The 19,758-nt window shown below is 60.3% G+C and carries 22 protein-coding genes and 1 riboswitch; of the genes, 5 read left to right on the forward strand and 17 right to left on the reverse strand.

Annotation, left to right across the window (positions count from 1 at the left end; genetic code table 11):
• Positions 1 to 112 precede the first annotated feature (112 nt).
• Positions 113 to 436 (reverse strand): sel1 repeat family protein, encoded by a 324-nt coding sequence (locus JFU37_RS21755; protein ID WP_201118553.1) that lies wholly within the window; start codon positions 434 to 436, stop codon positions 113 to 115.
• Positions 437 to 1,567: 1,131 nt separating this feature from the next.
• Here JFU37_RS21755 and JFU37_RS21760 point away from each other — a divergent pair.
• From JFU37_RS21760 to JFU37_RS21770, 3 genes are all read left to right on the forward strand, one after another.
• Complete coding sequence (locus JFU37_RS21760; RefSeq protein WP_007898912.1) at positions 1,568 to 1,792, forward strand: hypothetical protein; 225 nt, start codon at positions 1,568 to 1,570, stop codon at positions 1,790 to 1,792.
• A gap of 274 nt (positions 1,793 to 2,066) precedes the next feature.
• Entirely contained in the window at positions 2,067 to 2,549 is a 483-nt protein-coding gene (locus tag JFU37_RS21765) for a hypothetical protein (RefSeq protein WP_201118556.1), read from the forward strand.
• A gap of 146 nt (positions 2,550 to 2,695) precedes the next feature.
• The gene (locus JFU37_RS21770) at positions 2,696 to 3,982 is read left to right on the forward strand and encodes an OmpP1/FadL family transporter (RefSeq protein ID WP_201118571.1); all 1,287 of its coding nucleotides are present in this window, start codon (positions 2,696 to 2,698) and stop codon (positions 3,980 to 3,982) included.
• Positions 3,983 to 4,090: 108 nt separating this feature from the next.
• Here the strand turns inward: JFU37_RS21770 and JFU37_RS31040 are convergent, their stop codons facing one another.
• From JFU37_RS31040 to cobO, 13 genes are all read right to left on the reverse strand, one after another.
• Positions 4,091 to 4,213 carry a hypothetical protein gene (locus JFU37_RS31040; protein ID WP_274609952.1) on the reverse strand — a complete coding sequence of 41 codons (123 nt, stop codon included), beginning with the start codon at positions 4,211 to 4,213 and terminating at the stop codon, positions 4,091 to 4,093.
• On the reverse strand, positions 4,210 to 5,418 hold the full coding sequence (locus JFU37_RS21775; RefSeq protein ID WP_201118574.1) for an MFS transporter: 1,209 nt from the start codon (positions 5,416 to 5,418) through the stop codon (positions 4,210 to 4,212). Before JFU37_RS21775 ends, JFU37_RS31040 begins: the two co-directional genes overlap by 4 nt.
• A 52-nt stretch (positions 5,419 to 5,470) precedes the next feature.
• Positions 5,471 to 5,875: a MarR family winged helix-turn-helix transcriptional regulator gene (locus JFU37_RS21780; RefSeq protein WP_201118585.1), complete on the reverse strand. Its 405-nt coding sequence runs from the start codon at positions 5,873 to 5,875 to the stop codon at positions 5,471 to 5,473.
• A gap of 173 nt (positions 5,876 to 6,048) precedes the next feature.
• Positions 6,049 to 6,780 (reverse strand): adenosylcobinamide-GDP ribazoletransferase, encoded by a 732-nt coding sequence (locus JFU37_RS21785; RefSeq protein WP_201118588.1) that lies wholly within the window; start codon positions 6,778 to 6,780, stop codon positions 6,049 to 6,051.
• A 2-nt stretch (positions 6,781 to 6,782) separates the two neighbouring features.
• Entirely contained in the window at positions 6,783 to 7,358 is a 576-nt protein-coding gene (gene cobC / locus JFU37_RS21790) for an alpha-ribazole phosphatase family protein (protein ID WP_201118591.1), read from the reverse strand.
• Positions 7,355 to 8,410, reverse strand: a complete 1,056-nt coding sequence (gene cobT / locus JFU37_RS21795; protein WP_201118594.1) for a nicotinate-nucleotide--dimethylbenzimidazole phosphoribosyltransferase — start codon at positions 8,408 to 8,410, stop codon at positions 7,355 to 7,357. The genes cobC and cobT overlap by 4 nt, the downstream gene beginning before the upstream one ends.
• Positions 8,407 to 8,928, reverse strand: coding sequence for a bifunctional adenosylcobinamide kinase/adenosylcobinamide-phosphate guanylyltransferase (cobU, locus tag JFU37_RS21800; protein ID WP_201118597.1), 522 nt, complete (start codon positions 8,926 to 8,928; stop codon positions 8,407 to 8,409). The genes cobT and cobU overlap by 4 nt, the downstream gene beginning before the upstream one ends.
• A gap of 132 nt (positions 8,929 to 9,060) precedes the next feature.
• Complete coding sequence (locus JFU37_RS21805; protein WP_201119500.1) at positions 9,061 to 10,521, reverse strand: cobyric acid synthase; 1,461 nt, start codon at positions 10,519 to 10,521, stop codon at positions 9,061 to 9,063.
• A 71-nt stretch (positions 10,522 to 10,592) separates the two neighbouring features.
• On the reverse strand, positions 10,593 to 11,585 hold the full coding sequence (gene cobD / locus JFU37_RS21810) for a threonine-phosphate decarboxylase CobD (RefSeq protein WP_201118600.1): 993 nt from the start codon (positions 11,583 to 11,585) through the stop codon (positions 10,593 to 10,595).
• Entirely contained in the window at positions 11,578 to 12,486 is a 909-nt protein-coding gene (cbiB, locus tag JFU37_RS21815) for an adenosylcobinamide-phosphate synthase CbiB (protein ID WP_201118602.1), read from the reverse strand. Before cbiB ends, cobD begins: the two co-directional genes overlap by 8 nt.
• Positions 12,483 to 13,133: a 5,6-dimethylbenzimidazole synthase gene (gene bluB / locus JFU37_RS21820; RefSeq protein ID WP_201118623.1), complete on the reverse strand. Its 651-nt coding sequence runs from the start codon at positions 13,131 to 13,133 to the stop codon at positions 12,483 to 12,485. The genes cbiB and bluB overlap by 4 nt, the downstream gene beginning before the upstream one ends.
• Positions 13,130 to 14,539 (reverse strand): cobyrinate a,c-diamide synthase, encoded by a 1,410-nt coding sequence (locus JFU37_RS21825; protein WP_201118626.1) that lies wholly within the window; start codon positions 14,537 to 14,539, stop codon positions 13,130 to 13,132. The genes bluB and JFU37_RS21825 overlap by 4 nt, the downstream gene beginning before the upstream one ends.
• Positions 14,536 to 15,147: a cob(I)yrinic acid a,c-diamide adenosyltransferase gene (gene cobO / locus JFU37_RS21830; protein WP_201118629.1), complete on the reverse strand. Its 612-nt coding sequence runs from the start codon at positions 15,145 to 15,147 to the stop codon at positions 14,536 to 14,538. Before cobO ends, JFU37_RS21825 begins: the two co-directional genes overlap by 4 nt.
• 81 nt (positions 15,148 to 15,228) lie before the next feature.
• A riboswitch (cobalamin riboswitch) is annotated at positions 15,229 to 15,460 on the reverse strand.
• A gap of 153 nt (positions 15,461 to 15,613) precedes the next feature.
• Between cobO and JFU37_RS21835 the strand changes: the two genes are divergently transcribed.
• Complete coding sequence (locus JFU37_RS21835; protein WP_201118632.1) at positions 15,614 to 16,198, forward strand: hypothetical protein; 585 nt, start codon at positions 15,614 to 15,616, stop codon at positions 16,196 to 16,198.
• Between the two features lie 66 nt (positions 16,199 to 16,264).
• Positions 16,265 to 17,578, forward strand: a complete 1,314-nt coding sequence (locus JFU37_RS21840) for a PQQ-dependent sugar dehydrogenase (RefSeq protein ID WP_201118636.1) — start codon at positions 16,265 to 16,267, stop codon at positions 17,576 to 17,578.
• 124 nt (positions 17,579 to 17,702) lie between these two features.
• Here JFU37_RS21840 and JFU37_RS21845 read toward each other — a convergent pair whose 3' ends face one another.
• The 3 genes from JFU37_RS21845 to JFU37_RS21855 form a co-directional block, all read right to left on the reverse strand.
• Positions 17,703 to 18,356, reverse strand: coding sequence for an O-methyltransferase (locus tag JFU37_RS21845; RefSeq protein WP_201118639.1), 654 nt, complete (start codon positions 18,354 to 18,356; stop codon positions 17,703 to 17,705).
• Positions 18,357 to 18,371: 15 nt separating this feature from the next.
• A complete protein-coding gene (locus JFU37_RS21850; RefSeq protein ID WP_201118642.1) occupies positions 18,372 to 18,908 on the reverse strand; it encodes a C40 family peptidase in 537 nt (178 codons plus the stop codon).
• A 164-nt stretch (positions 18,909 to 19,072) separates the two neighbouring features.
• Positions 19,073 to 19,708, reverse strand: coding sequence for a C40 family peptidase (locus tag JFU37_RS21855; protein WP_201118644.1), 636 nt, complete (start codon positions 19,706 to 19,708; stop codon positions 19,073 to 19,075).
• Positions 19,709 to 19,758: the final 50 nt, after the last annotated feature.

The raw sequence follows: 19,758 nt of genomic DNA on the forward strand, positions 1-19,758 counted from the left end.
CAGTGCAGCGCCCGCCAGACCGAGCAAAATGCTGGTCAAGTCCATAGCCATAGCGACTCCTGCCGATGAGATAAAGCTTGAAGGTTAACCAAGGCGTCAGGTCTTGGACAGCTCAGTCTTCGATCAGGCCTAGTTCCTGCTGGGCGCGCCGATCCCCTGCCCGCGCGGCCTGACGCAAAAGATCCTGACCAATCCGGCGGTCCCGGGCATTGCCGCATTCACGGCACATCAACTGGCCCAGGCGACTTTGCGCAGCCACAACCCCTTCGCGAGCCGGGTGCTTGAGCAAACGTCCGGCGAAATGCTTTACGTTGGGGTTATCACCCAGTCGCGGGCTATCCAGAAGCCACTCGGCCACACGCATCGAAAAGCGCTTGGGTGGGATAACACCGGGGGGTGTAGCGGTTGCGGAGATTGATACTGAGCGAAACTTCATAAAGCTCTGTGGGGCAGATCGGAAGGCGCGCCACTCTACTCTTTTTTTCTTACAGGTAAAGGTCTAAAAAACCCTGCACGCCCGTCCTAGAGCAAGCGCTCGGGACAATCCACAGAAGCTGTGGATAACTCAGTGGACAACCGCCCTTGAACTCTCGCAAAGCCCTATGGAATGGGGCTCGCAGTCAAACTGACGATTTTTTCACCAGTAAAAAAAAGCGATGTTTTTCATTGACTTAAATTTTGGTTACAGGCACCCACTGCAGTTGAAGGGAAGATGACAGCGCGGTGACAGGCTGCGCGCCTAATGTGCACAAGTCCCTTCGAGGCGGTTATATCGATGCACTTTTTCGGCGCATTTTGCCGCCAACCCTCTGGATATACCTTGGCAAACCCGTGATTCAGGCGGGTCTTGGCAGGACAAAGGTCGACGACCAGCCGTCGGATTTTGTGCTATTACAGGGCGGGTTAAACAAATTCAGCTGCACCGCATACTTCGTAGCAGCTGGCGAAGCCTGCGTTCGGCTGCGCAGCAGTCGTAAAGTCAAGCAATGCGGTGCGTCAGGTCTACCGTGCACTCCGGGTTTACGACTGCTGCGCAGCCGAACGCAGGCTTCGCCAGCTGCTACGGATTGCGTTATCGCTTGGCTGCACTTCAGGGATCTTTTTTTGCTGACACACTTCCCTTTTGCAATTCAATCCGTTAGTATCCGCGGCGTTAGTACCAAGCTGAAAGTCAATTCTGGTCGAACAAATCCCCCCGGACAGCCTTCCCAAAAGAAGCCTCAACCGAAAAAGCGGGATCGACCACCTCGATGGTTTCCAGGTAAACCTTGCACCAACACAGCCTTTGAATCGAAAGCAAAGGGTGTTGCCAAGCTCACTTACTCTGACCGAACCAACCTGCAAATTGATCAGGATCTTCACCCCGGGCCCAGAACCTTTGCCCTTGATGTGTTGCCTGCCCTCCTAAGTACCTACCTGCCAGCCCAAGCGCGCCAAACTCATTAGCGCTTCAAACTGGCTGCTTTGTTCCAGTCGGGTTCTTCGTTCGACCAATGGTGGTCGTCGTCACTGGAACGTTTTAACTTTGCACGGTTCTTATCCGTGTCGCTTGCAGGAACACCCAATTATGTCTACTCAAATCCATACCCAGGATGCCATTCGCACCCTAACCAACGCTTTTGCACCAATGAACTGCCTGATCATGGCCGCTCGCAAAGGCTGCTTCAGCTTCACTCTGGTCAACGAACACGGCATCGCTCGTCACAGCGAACGCCTGTACCCCGATCAGTACTCCAGCGCCGAACCGCTGCAGGCTGTGATCGAGCGTACCCGTCAGGCACTGGTTGCCTGATACGCCACGAAGACTGAAAAACCCAAAAGCCCTGCTCAAAAAGCGGGGCTTTTTATTGCCCGAAGTTTCTCTTTTGCCCGACAAAGCCTAAGCACCAACCGATATAAGGGTTATAACTCGAAGCCGGAAATATTTTAAAAACAGACCTTTATAGCGCGAATATGACACTACACTTCAACTCAAGCGGCTCGTTCCGCTTTCGGCGAACCTGAACCGATCCACTGCTGCCAAGGCCCTTCAGGTGTCGCCGCCCATTTGATGTATCGAGGGTTTTATGGGTATCGCTGCCAGCGAACTGTGCCGCTATGTGATCCGTCCGACATTGATCTATCTGGGACGCCATAGCGCAACTGCCGAATCCCTGCTGCTGGGCATTGCCGCCAGCCAGTCTGCCCTTGGTACCGCCCTGCATGACCGCCGTGGACACGGCCTGTACCGAATCGCCGAAATCCGCCACCAGGCACTCTGGGACCACTACCTGGCACTTGACCCGGAACGCGCAAGCCTGGTTCGCGGCCTGGCCAGCCAGCATGCCTTCCTGATAGGGCCGCACCTCGAATTGACCGTCAACCTGCGTTACGCCACCGCCATCGCCTGGCTGCTGGTAGAAGAACAGAACACCCCGCTCCCCGAAGCAGACGACCTGCTGGGAATGGCCCGAATCTGGCGCCAGACCTTCCAGCCCCAAGGACGCCTGAGAGACTTCACTTACGCTTGGCAAACCTGTGTTTCATCGATGAATCAGGTTGCCTGCTGATCGGCCATTTCCACAAGATCGCATAACAGGTCGCGAATCTGGTCTGATTGTCCTACAAAACCGCTCTAAATCAAGTAATACAGCCTATGGCGCTGGGACGAAAATGTTGGTAATTTTCGCCCCGGTGATCATCAGGAGTTCTAATAATGAAAAAAGTAATGCTCAAAACCACCATTAGCCTCGCCGTTGCCTTGGCATCCACCCAGATCTTCGCAAGTGGCTTCGCCCTCAACGAACAAAGCATCAGCGGAATGGGGACTGGTTTTGCGGGGCGCTCTTCATCTGCCGATGATGCAAGTACAGTTTCTGGCAACCCTGCCGGTATGGCCCGCCTCAAAGGCCAGCAAATCACTGGCGGTATCGCATCGATCGACGCCTCGACCGATATCAGCGATACCAGCGGCCGTTCAAGCGGAACCAACAAAGGCGATATGGTTCCGTTCACTACAGTACCGATGGGTTTCTATACAAATAAACTCAACGATGAATGGGCTGTTGGTTTTGGTGTCTACGCTCCGTTCGGGCTGATCACCAACTACGAAAACGGCTTTCAGGGCCGCGCTTTCGGCAGCAAGAGCGAAGTCAAAGTCGTCACTCTGCAGCCAACCGTCAGCTACGCTTTCAACGATAAAGTTTCGATCGGTTTTGGCCCTACCATCAACCGGATTTCCGGCACCCTGGAATCGGACATTGCTCTCCCTATCCCCCGGACTGGCGACAACAATGTGGAGGTCAAGGGCGACGATACGGCCTTGGGCTTTAACGCCGGCGTCCTGGTGCAAGCCACCGACACCACTCGCGTGGGCCTGACCTATCACTCGAAAGTGAATTACAAGCTCGACGGCCACACCGATGTGACTGCCGGCGCTGGCGTGCCACCTCAGCTGCTCAAATCCAACCGTTACGATGCCTCGCTGAAGATCGAAACACCTGAGTCCTATGACCTTTCCGTGACTCAAGAGATGAATGAAGCCTGGAAGCTCTATGCCGGTGCTACCTGGACTCGCTGGAGCCGCCTGAAAGACATCACGGTCAACAACGAAGGCGTAACGGCACAAAGCGGTGGTGCCCTCGCCCCACAAATCGTTGGTAACATCACGGAAGAACAGAACTGGCATGACACCTGGGCCTACGCCGTGGGTACTTCCTACCAGTTGAACAAGCAGTGGGTACTGCGTACAGGTCTCTCCTTTGACCAGTCGCCCACCAACAACACTGATCGTTCACCACGCATTCCTACCGGCGACCGGACCATCTTCAGTGTCGGTGCGGGCTTCAGCCCAACCGACGACTGGACCATTGATGTGGCTTACTCTTACCTCAAGGAAGAATCTGTCACTGTCAACGACTCTAACGCTTTGGGTCAGTCCTACAACGCCAAGTACGAAAACAGTGCGAACGGTTTCGGTGTTGGCGCGACCTACCGCTTCTGATGATTCACGGCGAACCTGAACCCCTCGCCGCCTGAATTGAAAAAGCCCCGCTCTCTTGTACAGAGGCGGGGCTTTTTAGTGGGCGTCGTTATTCGTCCTTACATCCCGCTAGCAAACACCCATGCCCAGTTGCATCAATGCCAGCCCGCCCTGATGCCACCCCCACCACGCAAGGGCCAGCAGCAAGGCGCAGACGGCGATTACAGCGAGTCGCGGCCAGAGACTGTTCATGCCACACTCATTCGGGTTTGCAGACGCGCCACCGGCCGCTCACGCACCGGCCAGTTCAGGCCAGCGGCCACCAGGCTCAAGAGAATCGCCACCTGCCAGATCAAGTCGTAACTTCCGGTTCGGTCATACACCACCCCGCCCAGCCACCCGCCAAGGAACGATCCAATTTGGTGGAACAGGAAAACAATCCCACCGAGCATGGACAGATTTCGCACACCGAACAACGTCGCCACAGTGCCGTTGGTCAAGGGCACCGTCGAAAGCCACAAGAAGCCCATCGCCATGCCAAACAGGTACGCGGTGGTGGTCGTGACCGGCGCCCACAGGAATAACCCGATCACCACCGCCCGCAGCACATACAGGCCGGTGAGCAAACGCGGCTTGGACATCCGCCCGCCGAGCCAGCCAGCCGTGTAAGTACCGAAGACATTAAACAGCCCGATCAGCGCCAGCACCGTGGTGCCCACGGAGGCCGGAAGATGCTGATCCACCAGATACGCCGGCAAATGCACGCCAATGAATACCACCTGGAAACCGCAGACAAAAAAGCCGAACGCCAGCAGCCAGAAACCCGAATGCGAGCACGCCTCGCGCAGGGCTTCGGACAAGGTTTGTTCGTGGCCCAGCAGCGGCAATGGCGTGTCCTTGAGCATGCTCACCAGCGGCACGATCAAGGCCACCAACAGGCCCAGCACCAGCAATGCCGCAGACCAGCCGAGCCAGCCGATCAGCCCCAGCGTCCCCGGCAACATGGCGAACTGGCCGAAAGAGCCGGCGGCACTGGCGATGCCCATACCCATGCTACGTTTCTCCGGCGGTACCGCGCGTCCGACCACGCCAAGAATCACCGAAAACGAGGTGCCCGACAGGCCGATACCGATCAACAGACCCGCACTCAGGGACAAAGTCACCGCCGAGTCGGACAGGCCCATGAACACCAGGCCCAACGCATAAAACACACCGCCAACCAGCACGACTTTCGCGGCGCCGAAACGGTCGGCCAACGCGCCGGTGAATGGCTGCGCCAAGCCCCAGATCAGGTTTTGCAGGGCGATGGCAAAAGCAAACGTCTCACGCCCCCAGCCAAACTCCGCACTCATCGGCGCCAGAAACAACCCGAAGCCGTGTCGCACACCCAGCGACAACGCGAGAATCAGCGCACTCCCCAACAAAACCCAACCGCACGTACGCCACATCGATGCCATTGTTATTCTCCGGTAGCGGGTATATACCCGCTTAAGATCGTACAAACTGGCCTCAAGCCAGTTCGTCCAGCAGTTTCAGCAAGGTTTCACGCTTCTCGGCGCCCAGGCGATCAATCAATCGCTGCTGCGCCGCTTCCCACGCAGGCAACGCGGCTGCCAGCCGTTCAACACCGGCCTCGGTGAGCTTCACAATGCGGTTGCGCATGTCCTCGCCTTCGACCAGCGTGAGCAACCCTTCGCCTTCCAGTACGCGCAAATTGCGCCCGAGGGTGCTGCGATCCAGCCCCATGGCTTCGGCCAGGGTGGAAATACTCGGTTGGTCGAGACGCTGCAGATTGCACAACAGAGAATACTGGGCAACGTTGATTCCGAAGCCGTCGAGAGCGCCGTCGTAATGCCTGCTGACGCCACGGGCAGCGCGGCGCAGGTTGATGCATAAACATTGAGAGTCGAGCATGGTGCGTGTATATACCCGGGAGTGTGTTAAATCAAGTTACAGATGGGGTTGTCCAGAGTATTGAAGTGTCTGGCAGACCGCTTTCGCGAGCAAGCCCGCTCCCACATTGAAATGCATTCCAATGTGGGAGCGGGCTTGCTCGCGAAGGGGCCAGAACATACACCACAACGCGATCAGACCAACGCCAAGCCGACCACCACCGCCATTTCCAGCAACTCCAGCATCGCCCCCGCCGTGTCGCCCGTCGCGCCACCCAATCGCCGCAGCATCACGTGCCGCAGCCAGACAAACACCACCGCCGACAACGCAAGCGCCCACGCAGCGCTGAAGCCCGCAATAAGAACACAGGCTACCGCGCTGACCGCCAGCACCTGCTTGCCAGCCGAACGCGGAAGATGATCCGCCAGCGCCTGCCCCAAACCACCCGCACGCACATAAGGCGTGGTCAGAAACAATCCCAGCAAAGCGCTGCGGCCAATCAACGGAACGATGATCAGCACGGTGGCATGCTGCTGCTCGATCAACGCCAGCAACGCGGCGAATTTGAGCAACAACACCAGCACCAGCGTCACGACCGCGATCGGCCCGCTGCGCGGGTCTTTCATGATCGTCAGCGTGCGCTCACGGTCGCCGAACCCACCGAGCCACGCATCGGCACTGTCGGCCAGGCCGTCCAGGTGCAGCGCACCGCTGAGCAACACCCACACCGTCAGCAGCAACGCGGCGTGGAGCAATAACGGCGCGCCCTGCAAAACCCAGTTCAGCGCCCACAAGATCACGCCAAACAGCAGACCGACCAGCGGATAGAACAGCAGCGACCGCCCCATCGCCTGCGGTGTCGGCATGCCCTGCAGGCGAATCGGCAGGCTGCTCAAGAATTGCAGGGCGATCCAGAATGGCAACATGATCAGAGCGCTTCCTTGAGCTGGCCAGCCGACTCGACCAACAGCGAGAACAACGCACCATGACCGACTTCAACGTTGAGCAACTGCTCACGGGGCAGTCCCCGAGCCCGCGCCAGCAACAAACGCATGACGCCGCCGTGACTGATCAGCAACACACGCTCGCCGGCACAGGTCGCGTGCAACCGATCAATCGCCGCCGACACTCGCGTTGAAAAATCCGCGACGGGCTCACCCTGAGGTGGGGTGAACGAATAGGGGTCGGCCCAGAACAACCCCAACGCCTCGGCATCGGTTTCCATCAGCGCTGCAGCACTCTGCCCTTCCCATGCACCGAAGTGCAGTTCTTGCAGGTCTTTCTCCAGCTGCACCGGCAAACCCAGTTGCGCCCCGAGTTCTTCGGCGAACCGCGCACAACGCTGCAACGGCGAGCTGACCAGGCGATCCCAAGGTCCCTGCTCAACCACTGCCGCGCGCATCTGCGCCCAGCCCTTGTCGGTCAACGCGTCGTCGAGGCTGCCGCGCAAGCCGCCGCCGAGTTCGGTTTCGCCATGGCGCAACAGATCGAGGCGCAAGGTCATGCCGGGCGATCCGCCACCGCGGCTTCGGCGAAGGTCGCCATTTGCCCGTGCAGGTCGCAGGCCAGACGCAGCAGCGGCACGGCCAATGCAGCGCCGCTGCCCTCGCCCAAACGCAGGCCGAGGTCCAGCAAGGGTTCGGCGTTCAGGGTTTCCAGCACATGGCGATGACCCGGCTCGGCGCCGCGATGACCGAACAACAGCCACTGACGGCACGCAGGATTCAATCGCACCGCCACCAACGCGGCGACGCTGCAAATAAACCCGTCTACCAACACCGCAACGCCTTCCTGAGCGCAGGCCAGGTACGCACCGACCAGTGCGGAAATTTCAAAACCGCCGAGGTTAAACAGGGTTTGCAACGGATCGCCGCGCTGAGCCTGGTGCACTGCCAACGCGCGCTCGATGACCTGGGCTTTATGGCTGACACCCGCCGCGTTCAGCCCGGTGCCCGGCCCGGTCAGATGCACCACGGGACAATCCAGCAACGCACAGGCCAACGCGCTGGCCGCGGTGGTGTTGCCGATGCCCATCTCGCCGCCGATAAACAACTGCGCACCCGCTGCAATGGCGCGTAGCACGCTGTCGCGACCCGCCTGCAAGGCGAGTTCGCCCTGGGCCGCCGTCATGGCCGGGCCGTCGACGAAATTCGCCGTACCCGGACCGAGATTCAGGTGACGCACGCCCGGCAGGTTCAAGGACGGCGTAACGGTCCCGAGATCAACCACTTCCAGGGATGCACCGAGCTGTCGGGCCAATACGCTGATCGCCGCACCACCGCTGACGAAGTTGTGCAGCATCTGCCCCGTGACCTCCTGGGGAAACGCCGACACGCCTTCGGCCACCACGCCATGGTCACCGGCAAAAATGGCGATCCAGAGCTGATCCAGGCGCGGTTTGACCCGTCCCTGCAACCCCGCCAGTTGCACGGCCACCGCCTCCAGTTGACCGAGGGAACCGGCCGGTTTGGTCAGCTGCTGTTGACGGGCCTCTGCCTGTTCGACCGCTTGGGCATCGATCGGCTTGCACGGGTTCAGCCACCAGGATTGAGTCATAACGCGGTTCCTTTCAAAGTCAGGGGCAGGCCGGCGACGGTCAAGACGACTCGCTGACAGCGCTCGGCCAAAGCTTGATGCAGCCAACCGGCTTCATCGACGTAGCGGCGAGTCAATTCGCCCAGCGGTACGACACCCATTCCGGTCTCGTTGCTGACAAAAATGATTTCACCCGGCAATGACGCCAGGCAGTCCAGCAAGGCCTCCCGCTCGGCCGTCAGGCGCTCGGCATTGTCGAGCATCAGCAGATTGGTCATCCACAGCGTCAGGCAGTCCACCAGCAAGCAACGCTCTTCGCTGGCGGTTTCGCGCAGCACGCGGGCCAGTTCCAGTGGTTCTTCGATCAACGCCCATTCGGCCGGACGACGGGCGCGGTGATGGGCCACCCGTTCGTTCATTTCGCCGTCGAGGGCTTGGCTGGTGGCGATGTAGGTCACCGCCAGAGCGCTGTCGGACGCGAGTTTTTCGGCCAGGCGACTTTTACCGGAACGGGCGCCGCCGAGGATCAGTTGCAGCATGGTTCATTCCTTCAAATGTGCGGTGTGACTAAGTCAGTCTTCGCTAGCAAGCCCGCTCCCACAGGGGCTCTGTGAACGCCAAAAATCCAATGTGGGAGCGGGCTTGCTCGCGAAGAGGCCGGAACAGTCACCTCATAAACCACAGAGCTCACGCAATAGCCGAGTATCCAGATGCTTCTCCACCAAATCCGCCAGCCGCTCGATATCGCGCTCGCGCAATGCGTGGTAATCGACTTCCTGCACCTCCTGCAAACCCGCCCAGCGCAACAGCGCACTGCACGCCGCCGGAGATTCGAAGAGCCCATGCAGATACGTACCGAAAATCTGCCCGTCGACGCTTTGTGCACCGTCGCAGCGACCATCGTCCAACTGTACGGCTGCGTTTTCCAAGGCCGGCCCAGTCGTCACGCCGGCATGAATTTCGTAACCGCTGACGGCTGCATTTTCCAACGCCAGATGCCCGCGCACGTTGCGCAATTGCTTCTCGGCTTCGAGCTGCGTGTCGAACGCCAGCAAGCCCAAACCGGCACTGGAACCCGGTGCGCCTTCGAGCCCCAGCGGGTCGTGCACCTGTTCACCGAGCATTTGCAGACCGCCGCAGATCCCCAACACTTTGCCGCCGTAGCGCAAGTGTCGGGTAATAGCGCGGTCCCAGCCGTTGGCCCGCAGATACGCGAGGTCGCTGCGCACGCTTTTCGAGCCGGGTAGAATAATCAGATCAGCGGGCGGAATCGTTTGGCCCGGGCCTATGAATTGCAGATCCACTTGTGGATGCAGGCGCAGCGGATCGAAATCAGTGTGGTTGCTGATGCGCGGCAGTACCGGCACCAGTACTTTCAGCACCTGATCAGCCTTGTCGGTCTGGCGCTGATCGATGCCGTCTTCGGCTTCCAGGTGCAGATCCATCACGTAAGGCAACACGCCGATCACCGGCTTGCCGGTGCGCGCCTCCAGCCAATCGAGGCCCGATTGCAGCAAGGCGATATCGCCGCGAAAGCGGTTGATGATGAAACCTTTGACCCGTGCCTGTTCGCTGGGCGACAGCAGTTCCAGAGTCCCCACCAGATGGGCGAAAACACCGCCGCGATTGATGTCGGCAATCAGCACGACCGGACAATCCACCGCCTCGGCGAAGCCCATGTTGGCGATGTCACCGGCGCGAAGATTGATCTCGGCCGGCGAGCCGGCGCCTTCGACCATCACCACCGGATACGCTGCGCTTAACCGTGCATGGGAAGCCAGCACCGCTTGCATCGCGATGGCTTTGTAATCGTGATAGGCGACGGCGTTCATCGTCGTGACGGCGCGGCCATGAATAATCACCTGGGCGCCGGTGTCGCTGTTGGGTTTGAGCAGCACCGGGTTCATGTCGGTGTGCGGCTCAAGGTTGGCCGCCTGGGCCTGCACCGCTTGCGCGCGACCGATCTCGCCACCGTCGGCCGTCACTGCGCTGTTGAGCGCCATGTTTTGCGGTTTGAATGGCACGACGCGCACGCCTTGACGCGTGACCCAGCGACACAGCGCCGTCACCAGCGTGCTTTTGCCGGCGTCCGACGTAGTGCCCTGCACCATCAAAGTGGCGCCCTGCACCATCGAAGTGGCGCCCTGCACCATCGAAGTGGCGCTCGGAACCATCGACGTGGCGCTCGGAGCTATCAACCCAGTCATTGGATTTCCTCAGCGTAGGCATTGAACGCTTGCGCGAGACGTGTCCAGTCGGCGTCATTGCCGGGCAAACCAAAACGCAGGCTGCTGTTGTGGGTGAACAACCGCAGCAGGATGCCGTGCCGGGCCATGAATTCATGCAGCTGTTCGGCGCGTTCGGTGATCAGCCATTGGAACAGCGCGCAGCCACCCTGGGGCTTGAAGCCGTGCTGCTCAAGCAGCAGCGCCAGACGCTCGCTTGCCGCTTCGGTGCGCGCCCGTTGCCTGACGTGCCCTGCGGTATCCAGCAGGCAGGCCTGGCCGACCACACGGGTAGGCCCGCTGACCGCCCACGGCCCCACTTGCTCGGCCAGCAACTTGAGCAATTTGCGCTCGGCCAGGACAAAACCCAACCGCACACCGGCCAGGCCGAAAAACTTGCCGAAGGAACGCAACACGATCAAACCGACCAGATGGGCAAAAGGCGCCAGGCTCAACGACGGCGTGTTGTCCATGAACGCCTCGTCGACCACCAGCCAGCCACCGCGCTGAGCCAGTCGTGCGTGCCAGTCGAGCAGCCGGCTCGGGGTCAGGCTCAGGCCAGTGGGGTTGTTCGGATTGACCACCACCAACACGTCGAGGCTGTCGAGATAGAAGTCGACTTCCTGCTCCACCACTTCACGGACAATGTAGCCATTGCGTCGCCACGCTTCGGCGTGTTCGGCGTAACAGGGTGATAGCACGCCGACCTTGCCGGCCCGACGCAAACGCGGCAGCAGCTGGATCGCCATTTGCGAACCGGCAACCGGCAACACCTGGGCGGCACCGTAATAATCACAAGCGGCCTGCTCCAGACCATCCTCGGTTTCCGGCAAACGCGCCCAAGCCTGCGGCGCAATCTCCGGAACCGGAAACGGCCAGGGCGCGAGGCCACTGGACAGGTCGAGCCAATCCGTTTCGGCAATGCCGTAGTCGAGCGCCGCTTTACGTAACCGACCACCGTGTTCAAGCATAAAATTCAGCCCCCACGCAGAGAATCAGCAGCCATAACCCTACGCCGCGCTGGACCAATTGCCAGCCACGGTCAATGGCGTCGGCATCCGCCGGCACGCCTTCGCCCAGTGGTGGACGCTGATGCAGTTCACCGTGATAAATCGCCGCCCCGCCCAACTCGACGCCGAGTGCTCCGGCACCAGCGGCCATTACCGGACCGGCATTCGGGCTGTCCCAGGTCGGACCTTGGGTGCGCCAGCATTTCAGCGCCAGTCGGGTTTTGCCCAGCAGCGCGTAGGTCAACGCCACCAGTCGCGCAGGAATGTAGTTGAGGATGTCGTCGATTTTTGCCGCGGCCCAACCGAAACGCTCGAAGCGTTCATTGCGGTAGCCCCACATCGCATCCAGCGTATTGCTCAAACGGTAGAGCACCACGCCCGGCGCGCCGGCCACGGCAAACCAGAACAGCGCGGCAAACACCGCGTCGCTGCCGTTCTCCAATACGGATTCGGTGGCTGCGCGGGCGACTTCGGTTTTATCCAGTTCACTGGTCTGACGGCTGACCAGGTAACTCACGCGTTTGCGCGCCTCGTTCAGGTCTTCGCTGCGCAACGCCCTGGCCACCGGCTCGACGTGTTCGCCAAGGCTGCACAGGCCGAGGGCGCAATAGAGCGCGAGAATCTCAACGAGCCAGCCGACATAAGGCGCCCAGGACAACGCCGTGACCAGCAACGTCAGCGGCACTACCGCGATCACCCAAGCGGTGACGCCGTGACTGCGCCAGCCGCGACCGCCACCATTGAATCGTTGCTCGATGCGGTCGGCAAAACGACCGAACGCCACCAGCGGATGCCAGCGCTTGGGTTCACCCAGCAGCGCATCCAGCGCCACAGCGGCGACACTCAACAACGCCACACTCATTGACTCACTCCCCAATAATTCTCATACAGCAATTCGCTGAGCGGACGCGCCTGCGCCCAGCCTTCGAGCACCAGCATCGGCGCCGGATAAAATTCTTTGACCGGCCCGAGGCAAAGCACCGCCATCGGCTTTGCTCCGATTGGCAAACCCAGCAGGTCCGCCAGCGCTTGCGGTTCGAACAGCGAGACCCAGCCCATGCCCAGCCCTTCGGCGCGTGAGGCCAGCCAGAGGTTCTGGATCGCACAGGATAACGAGGCCATGTCCATTTCCGGCAAAGTGCGACGGCCGAAAATATGCCGCTCGCGATCATCCATTAACGCGGCGACCAATACTTCGGCGCAGTCGTTGATGCCTTCGACCTTGAGCTTCATGAACTCGTCAGTGCGCTCGCCGAGGGCTTCGGCGGTGCGGATGCGCTCTTCTTCCACCAGCACCTGAATCTTGCCGCGCAGGACCCGATCGCTGATGCGGATGAAACGCCAAGGCTGCATCAGGCCTACACTCGGCGCCTGATGCGCGGCTTCGAGCAAGCGCCGGAGCAACTCGGGCTCGACGGTGCCGCCGCTGAAGTGACGCATGTCGCGGCGTTCGCCGATGGCTCGGTAGACCGCTGCGCGTTCGGCTTCGGAGAATGCGTTGTCGGTCATGGCCTCTTCGCGAGCAAGCTCGCTCCCACATTTGATAGTGGTGCCGCTGAGGTCTTTTGTACGACGCAGTCCCCTGTGGGAGCGAGCCTGCTCGCGAAGGCGTCCTCACAGTCAGGCGCAAACAGCGCGGCAACTGCCGATGGATTGGACGGAAAATAGAAGTGAACGTAGGAAGCCGTCATCCGCCCCTCACGATAAACCGCCTCTGCCCCACGCCCGCCGTTAGGACTTAAACCACGAGCAATCGGCTCAAGCTCAGTGCTGGTCAACGAGTGATGATAGGTATGCCCACGCAGCGAACCTTCCGGCAGCTCGACCGCTTGCAACGCTAACGCGGCCAAACGCTTCTGCATCACCGCATCACCGTTCAACAGGCCAACCAGCTCAGCACGAGTGCCTTCGACATCGGTCAACGAATCGAGCAGATAAAGCATGCCGCCACACTCGGCCAACAACGGTTTGCCCGCCATGTGGTGCGCACGGATCGCGGCCAGCATCGTGGTGTTCTGTGACAGCGCCACATGGTGCAATTCAGGATAACCGCCCGGCAGGTAAAGGCTGTCTGCCTCCGGTAACTGGGCGTCACGGATTGGCGAGAAAAACAGCAGCTCGGCGCCCATGGCTCGCAGTAAATCCAGGCTCGCGCCATACGTGAAAGCAAATGCTTCGTCGCGGGCGACCGCAATCCGCACACCCGCCAGTAAAGGCTGCGCACCGATTACATCCGGGGCGGCGAATTGCACCGCCGGTGGCAGCGCGACTTCACAACTGCTGGCCAAGGCATCCGCCGCCGCATCGAGGCGCACATCGAGATCGTTCAACTCACTGGCCTGAACCAGCCCCAAGTGCCGACTCGGCAATTCGATCCCGGTTTCCCGGGACAAGGCGCCGTACCAGCGCAGACCTTCGGTCAGGCTGCCTTCGAGCAATTGCGCGTGACGCAGCGTGCCGACGCGGTTGGCCAACACACCGGCAAACGGCAAGTCCGGCTGATAACGCGCGAGCCCCAGGGCCAGCGCGCCAAACGTCTGCGCCATGGCCGTGCCGTCGATCACACCGAGCACCGGCACACCGAAGTGCCGCGCCAGGTCAGCGCTTGACGGCGTACCGTCGAACAACCCCATGACGCCTTCGATCAGGATCAAGTCGGCTTCGCCGGCGGCTTCCCACAACAGCCGGCGACTCTCCTGCTCGCCGACCATCCACATGTCCAGTTGGTACACCGGCGCACCGCTGGCGCGCTCGAGAATCATCGGGTCGAGAAAGTCCGGGCCGCATTTGAACACGCGAACCTTGCGCCCCTGATTGCGATGCAAACGGGCCAGCGCAGCGGTGACGGTGGTCTTGCCCTGACCGGAAGCCGGCGCGGCAATCAGTACCGCCGGGCAATGACGTGGTTGACTCACAGTTCGACGCCTTTTTGCGCTTTGATCCCGGCCTGGAACGCGTGCTTGATCACGCCCATTTCGGTGACGGTATCGGCCAGTTCGATCATCTCCGGCTTGGCGCCGCGACCGGTGACGACCACGTGCTGCATCGGTGGACGAGCCTGCAAATCGCTGAGCACTTGATCGAGATCCAGATAACCGTGCTTCAGCGCGATGTTCAACTCATCGAGTACCACCAGACCAATCGACGGATCGCGCAGCAATTGCTGCGACACGGCCCAGGCAGCTTCGGCGGCGGCGATATCGCGCTGGCGATCCTGGGTTTCCCAGGTGAAGCCTTCGCCCATCACATGAAAACGCACCTGCTCCGGGAAGCGCCGGAAGAACAACTCTTCGCCGGTGCTGTTGCGACCTTTGATGAACTGCACCACGCCGCATTGCATGCCATGGCCCATGGACCGGGCCAGCATGCCGAAGGCCGAACTGCTTTTACCTTTGCCGTTGCCGGTCAGCACCAACAGCAGGCCGCACTCATTCGGGGAGTTGGCGATGCGTTCGTCGATCACGGCTTTTTTGCGCTGCATGCGCGCCAGATGGCGTTCGTCACGATCAGGGGAATCAGTCATGGGGGAGCTCTCCGTTGAGGCTGGATAACGGCGGGCAGGCACAAGAATAGGCGGAAAAAAGCCTGGCATCGCCCACCGTGATGCCGCTGGATGAATCAGGCCGGTCTCCGGGCTCATGAGCGGCGATGCGCCGGACTGCGCGCCTTCCCATGTCGACAGTCGACACAGTGGCTCAAGGCACAGTCTTCACTCATTTACCGTTGCGGGGGCAGCGCCGGGATCGTGATCCCCTTCGTTTAAGGGATGACTCACCGGCTTCCCTGTTTCACTCTGTCGACCTGGGTCACAGAGCACCTGAAACAAGCCGCGAAGGTTAGAGGGTTGGGGATGGAGCGTCAATTGAAGACAGAACGCCAGTGAACGATATACTGCCGTCGGTCAATCGGCTGACGCCATAGTTGTGTCACAGTGTCAGCAGTGATATCAAAGAGCCACAACCACAATCAAAATAACAAGGGTGAGCAACATGCAAGGCATGATCATCAGCAATCCGAAGCTGGAATTCCTGCGCCCGGTACTGGAACGCTGGTTTGACTGTATCGACCGCTACAACGCCGTGCGCGGCGATAACGACACCCCGTACTGGTTCGATGAAAAAGCCAACCTCGGGCTGCTTTCCGCTGCGGCCTGGATGGCGGAAATGGTCACGTTGCAACAAACGCCGACCCGTAAACAGACCGAAGAAGGCGAACGCAATGCGCGCGCCGATCTGTTTATTGCCACCCCCGAAGAACGCGCTTACCTCCAGGTCACGCAGCGCTGGCCTCGGGTCAATAGCCTGAACCTGGCTCAAGCCCTGATCGATATCACCAGCGACGCGAAGAAAATCAGCTACGCCAGCGACCTGAAACTCGGCTGCCTGTTTGTCGCGCCGCAAAAGGCTCAGCATGGCGCCACGCCGGAAGAACTCCAGGACATGGTCGACGACCTGCAGAAGGAACACAGCTGCGCGGTTGCCTGGTATTTCCCCTATGCCTACCGAAAATTGCGCAATGAAGCGGGCAACTATCACCCGGGCATCGCCGTGCTATTCAAGGAAGCACGCGGCTGACCTGTTGAACCTTCAAACCTCTGCGCGTCTCTATGAATAGACAGGGCATTCATAGGGAAGACCAGCATGCGCAAGCCCCAGCTCGTACTCGTCATCATGCTCGCCGGAGGGCTCGCCGCCTGTGGTGAAACCTCCAGCCTGCAAGTCTCCGACGGCACGGGTCCGTCGCCAGTACTGCCAGAACCCAACAAGACCCTGATCCCGACGGTGAACATCGCCCCGGCGATTGGCTGGCCGGCCGGCGCAAAACCCACTGCCGCCGCCGGGACGCAGGTGGCGGCCTTTGCGGAAGGCCTCGACCATCCGCGCTGGCTCTACGTGCTGCCCAACGGCGACGTGCTGGTGGCCGAAACCAACGCTCCCCCGAAACCCGATGACGGCAAAGGCATTCGCGGCTGGGTCATGGGCAAAGTCATGGGTCGCGCCGGCGCGACCGTACCGAGTCCGAACCGCATCACGTTGCTGCGAGACAAGGACCACGACGGCATCGCCGAAACCCGCACGGTGTTCCTCGAACACCTGAACTCCCCCTTCGGCATGACGCTGGTCGGCAATGACCTCTACGTTGCCGACACCGACCGCTTGTTACGTTTCCACTATGAAAACGGCGATACGGCGATCACCTCGCAGCCGATCAAAGTGGTCGACTTGCCGGGCGGCCCGCTGAATCACCACTGGACCAAAAACGTCATTGCCAGCAAGGACGGCAGCAAGCTGTACGTCACGGTGGGCTCCAACAGTAACGTCGCCGAAAACGGTCTGGACAAGGAAGAAGGTCGCGCGGCGATCTGGGAAGTCGACCGCGCCACCGGTAACCATCGGATCTTCGCCTCAGGCCTGCGCAACCCCAACGGCATGGCGTGGGAACCGCACAGCGGCGCCTTGTGGACGGCGGTCAACGAGCGAGACGAAATCGGTAGCGACCTGGTGCCGGACTACATCACCTCGGTCAAGGACGGCGCGTTCTATGGCTGGCCGTTCAGCTATTACGGTCAGCACGTCGACATTCGCGTCGATCCGCAAAACCCGGACCTGGTCGCCAAGGCGATCCCGCCGGACTACGCAGTCGGCCCGCATACCGCGTCGCTGGGCCTGACATTTGCTGAAGGCAACACACTTCCGGCGCCGTTCAAAGAAGGGGCATTCATCGGCCAGCACGGCTCGTGGAACCGCAATCCGCATAGTGGTTATAAAGTGATTTTCGTGCCGTTCAGCGCAGGCAAACCGGTCGGGCAGCCGGTGGACGTACTCACCGGTTTCCTCAATGCCGAAGACGATGCCATGGGTCGCCCGGTGGGCGTGGTAATAGATAAGCAAGGTGATTTGCTGGTGGCGGATGATGTGGGGAACAAGGTGTGGCGCGTTTCGGCGGTTAAGTAAGACATTGACGGCCGAACACATCCCCCCCTGTAGGAGCGAGCTTGCTCGCGAAGGTGTGTCAGGCGACATCGATGTAGCTGACCCACCATCGCGAGCAAGCTCGCTCCTACAAGGGGATCGGCGTTTAGCGCTTACGGCACAACGTCAATCCATCTCCCAACGGCAACAACGACAGATCCACACGCGAGTCATCCTTCAAGGCGCGATTGAGCGCCTGGATGGCTCGGGTGTCTGCGCTCTCGGAATGCTGCTCAAGCACCCGCCCGCTCCACAACGTGTTATCGAACACCGCCAGACCACCCACACGCAGCAAACGCAGGGCGTGCTCCAGATAGGCTGGATAGTTAGCCTTGTCGGCATCAATGAAAATCAAATCGAAGTGGCCTGGCTGATTGAGCTGGCTGAGCGTTTCCAACGCGGGCGCCAAACGCAGATCTATCCGCTCGGTGAGCCCTGCCTCCTGCCAGTAGCGGCGCGCGGTGGCGTTGTAATCGCCGGGAATATCACAGCAGATCAGCGAACCGTCATCCGGCAATGCAGCCGCCATGCACAAGGCGCTGTAACCGGTGAAGGTGCCCACTTCAAGCAAATGCCTGGCACCGGTGATCTTCACCAGTAACGCGAGGAATTGCCCCTGCTCCGGCGCCACCTGCCAACGCGCCATGGGCAGCGCCTGGGTTTCGTCGCGCAAGCGCTTGAGCACCGACGTCTCCCTTAAGGAAACGTCGAGCAGGTATTGATACAGGGAATCGTCGAGATTGAGCGTGCGAGCGGTCATGACAACCTCTGCGAACTAGGGGTTACGCGCCAGATGCTCAGGTTGCAGGACACGTTTGGCGCTCAGGTAGGCTCTCTGCCAATACGCTTTGGACAAGCTGTCGAGCTTCACCGTGCCGCCGGTGGCTGGCGCATGGACGAATCGACCTTCGCCGACATAGATGCCGGCGTGGCTGACCTGGGAGCCGCCATTGGTGGCAAAGAAAATCAGGTCACCGGTTTGCAGGCCTTCCTTGCCCACATTGGCCGCCTGCATGCTGATCAGCTCGCGCGTGGTGCGCGGCAGGGAAATGCCGGCAACGTCACGGTAGACATAGCCGATCAAGCCGCTGCAATCAAATCCGGAGTCTGGCGTGTTGCCGCCCCAGCGATAAGGTGTGCCCACCAGGCCCAACGCGCGGAACAGCACCTCTTCTGCTTCGGGAGAGAATGCCTGGGAGGAGCCGAAAACGATCGGAGCGCGAACCACTGGTGCAGGAGGCGGTGGGCGGCTGGCGCAGGCGCTGAGCAGCGCTGCGAAGCACATGATTGCGAGGCGGGCCGACGTCGTCATGGCAGAACATCCTGATCTGGCTGCGGCTTTTTCTGCAGGGGACGCAGAAAAGAAAACCGCCTGCGCAGGACGCAGGCGGTTTGCCATCAATAATAGATCTGGATTCTAGCGGCTACACGGCAAACTTCAAGTAAGACTTTAAGTTAACCTTACAAATTGTCCGCTTACTGGCGCGCCGTGACGATTGTCGGGGCTGCGGTCGGGGCCATCGCGAGTGCGCGCTTGGCTTCGATGAAGGTTTTGTTCCAGTAACTGTCGCCCAGGCTATCGATCCGGACACCACCGCTGCGGCGGCTGCTGGAATGGATGAACTGGTTGTCACCCAGGTAAATCCCGGCGTGACTGACGCGACCGCGTCGGCCATTGGTGGCGAAAAACAGCAAGTCACCCGGCTCCAGCTTGCTGCGAGAAACCAGTGGCGCGTCGACGTTGATCATTTCGCGAGTGGAACGCGGCAGATTCATGCCGGCCTCTTCGCGGAACAGGTAACCGATGAAACCGCTGCAATCGAAGCCGGCTTCAGAGGTACCGCCGAAACGGTAACGAGTACCGATCAGGGACATGCCGCGTTCGAGGATGCTGTCGGCCAAAACCGGAAGCTTGTACGACTTGCCGCCAGCAAAGTCGGCCAGTTCTTTTTCGGTGGCCATCTCTTCCTGGTAAAGAGCGGAAGACTGGGCAGTAACAGAATTTTGAACCTGCTGTTGTTGCTCTTGCTGGGACACTGGAGAGTGAGCAGCGCAACCGAACAACAGGGTGACGAGTGCGAGGGGCACGAGGGGTGCAAAGCGATTTAGCATGGGCACGACCGTGGCTGATAGTTGTAAAGAAGGCGAGACTATGCCCGCTA

This window comes from Pseudomonas sp. TH41 (assembly GCF_016650695.1).
Taxonomy (GTDB): Bacteria; Pseudomonadota; Gammaproteobacteria; order Pseudomonadales; family Pseudomonadaceae; genus Aquipseudomonas.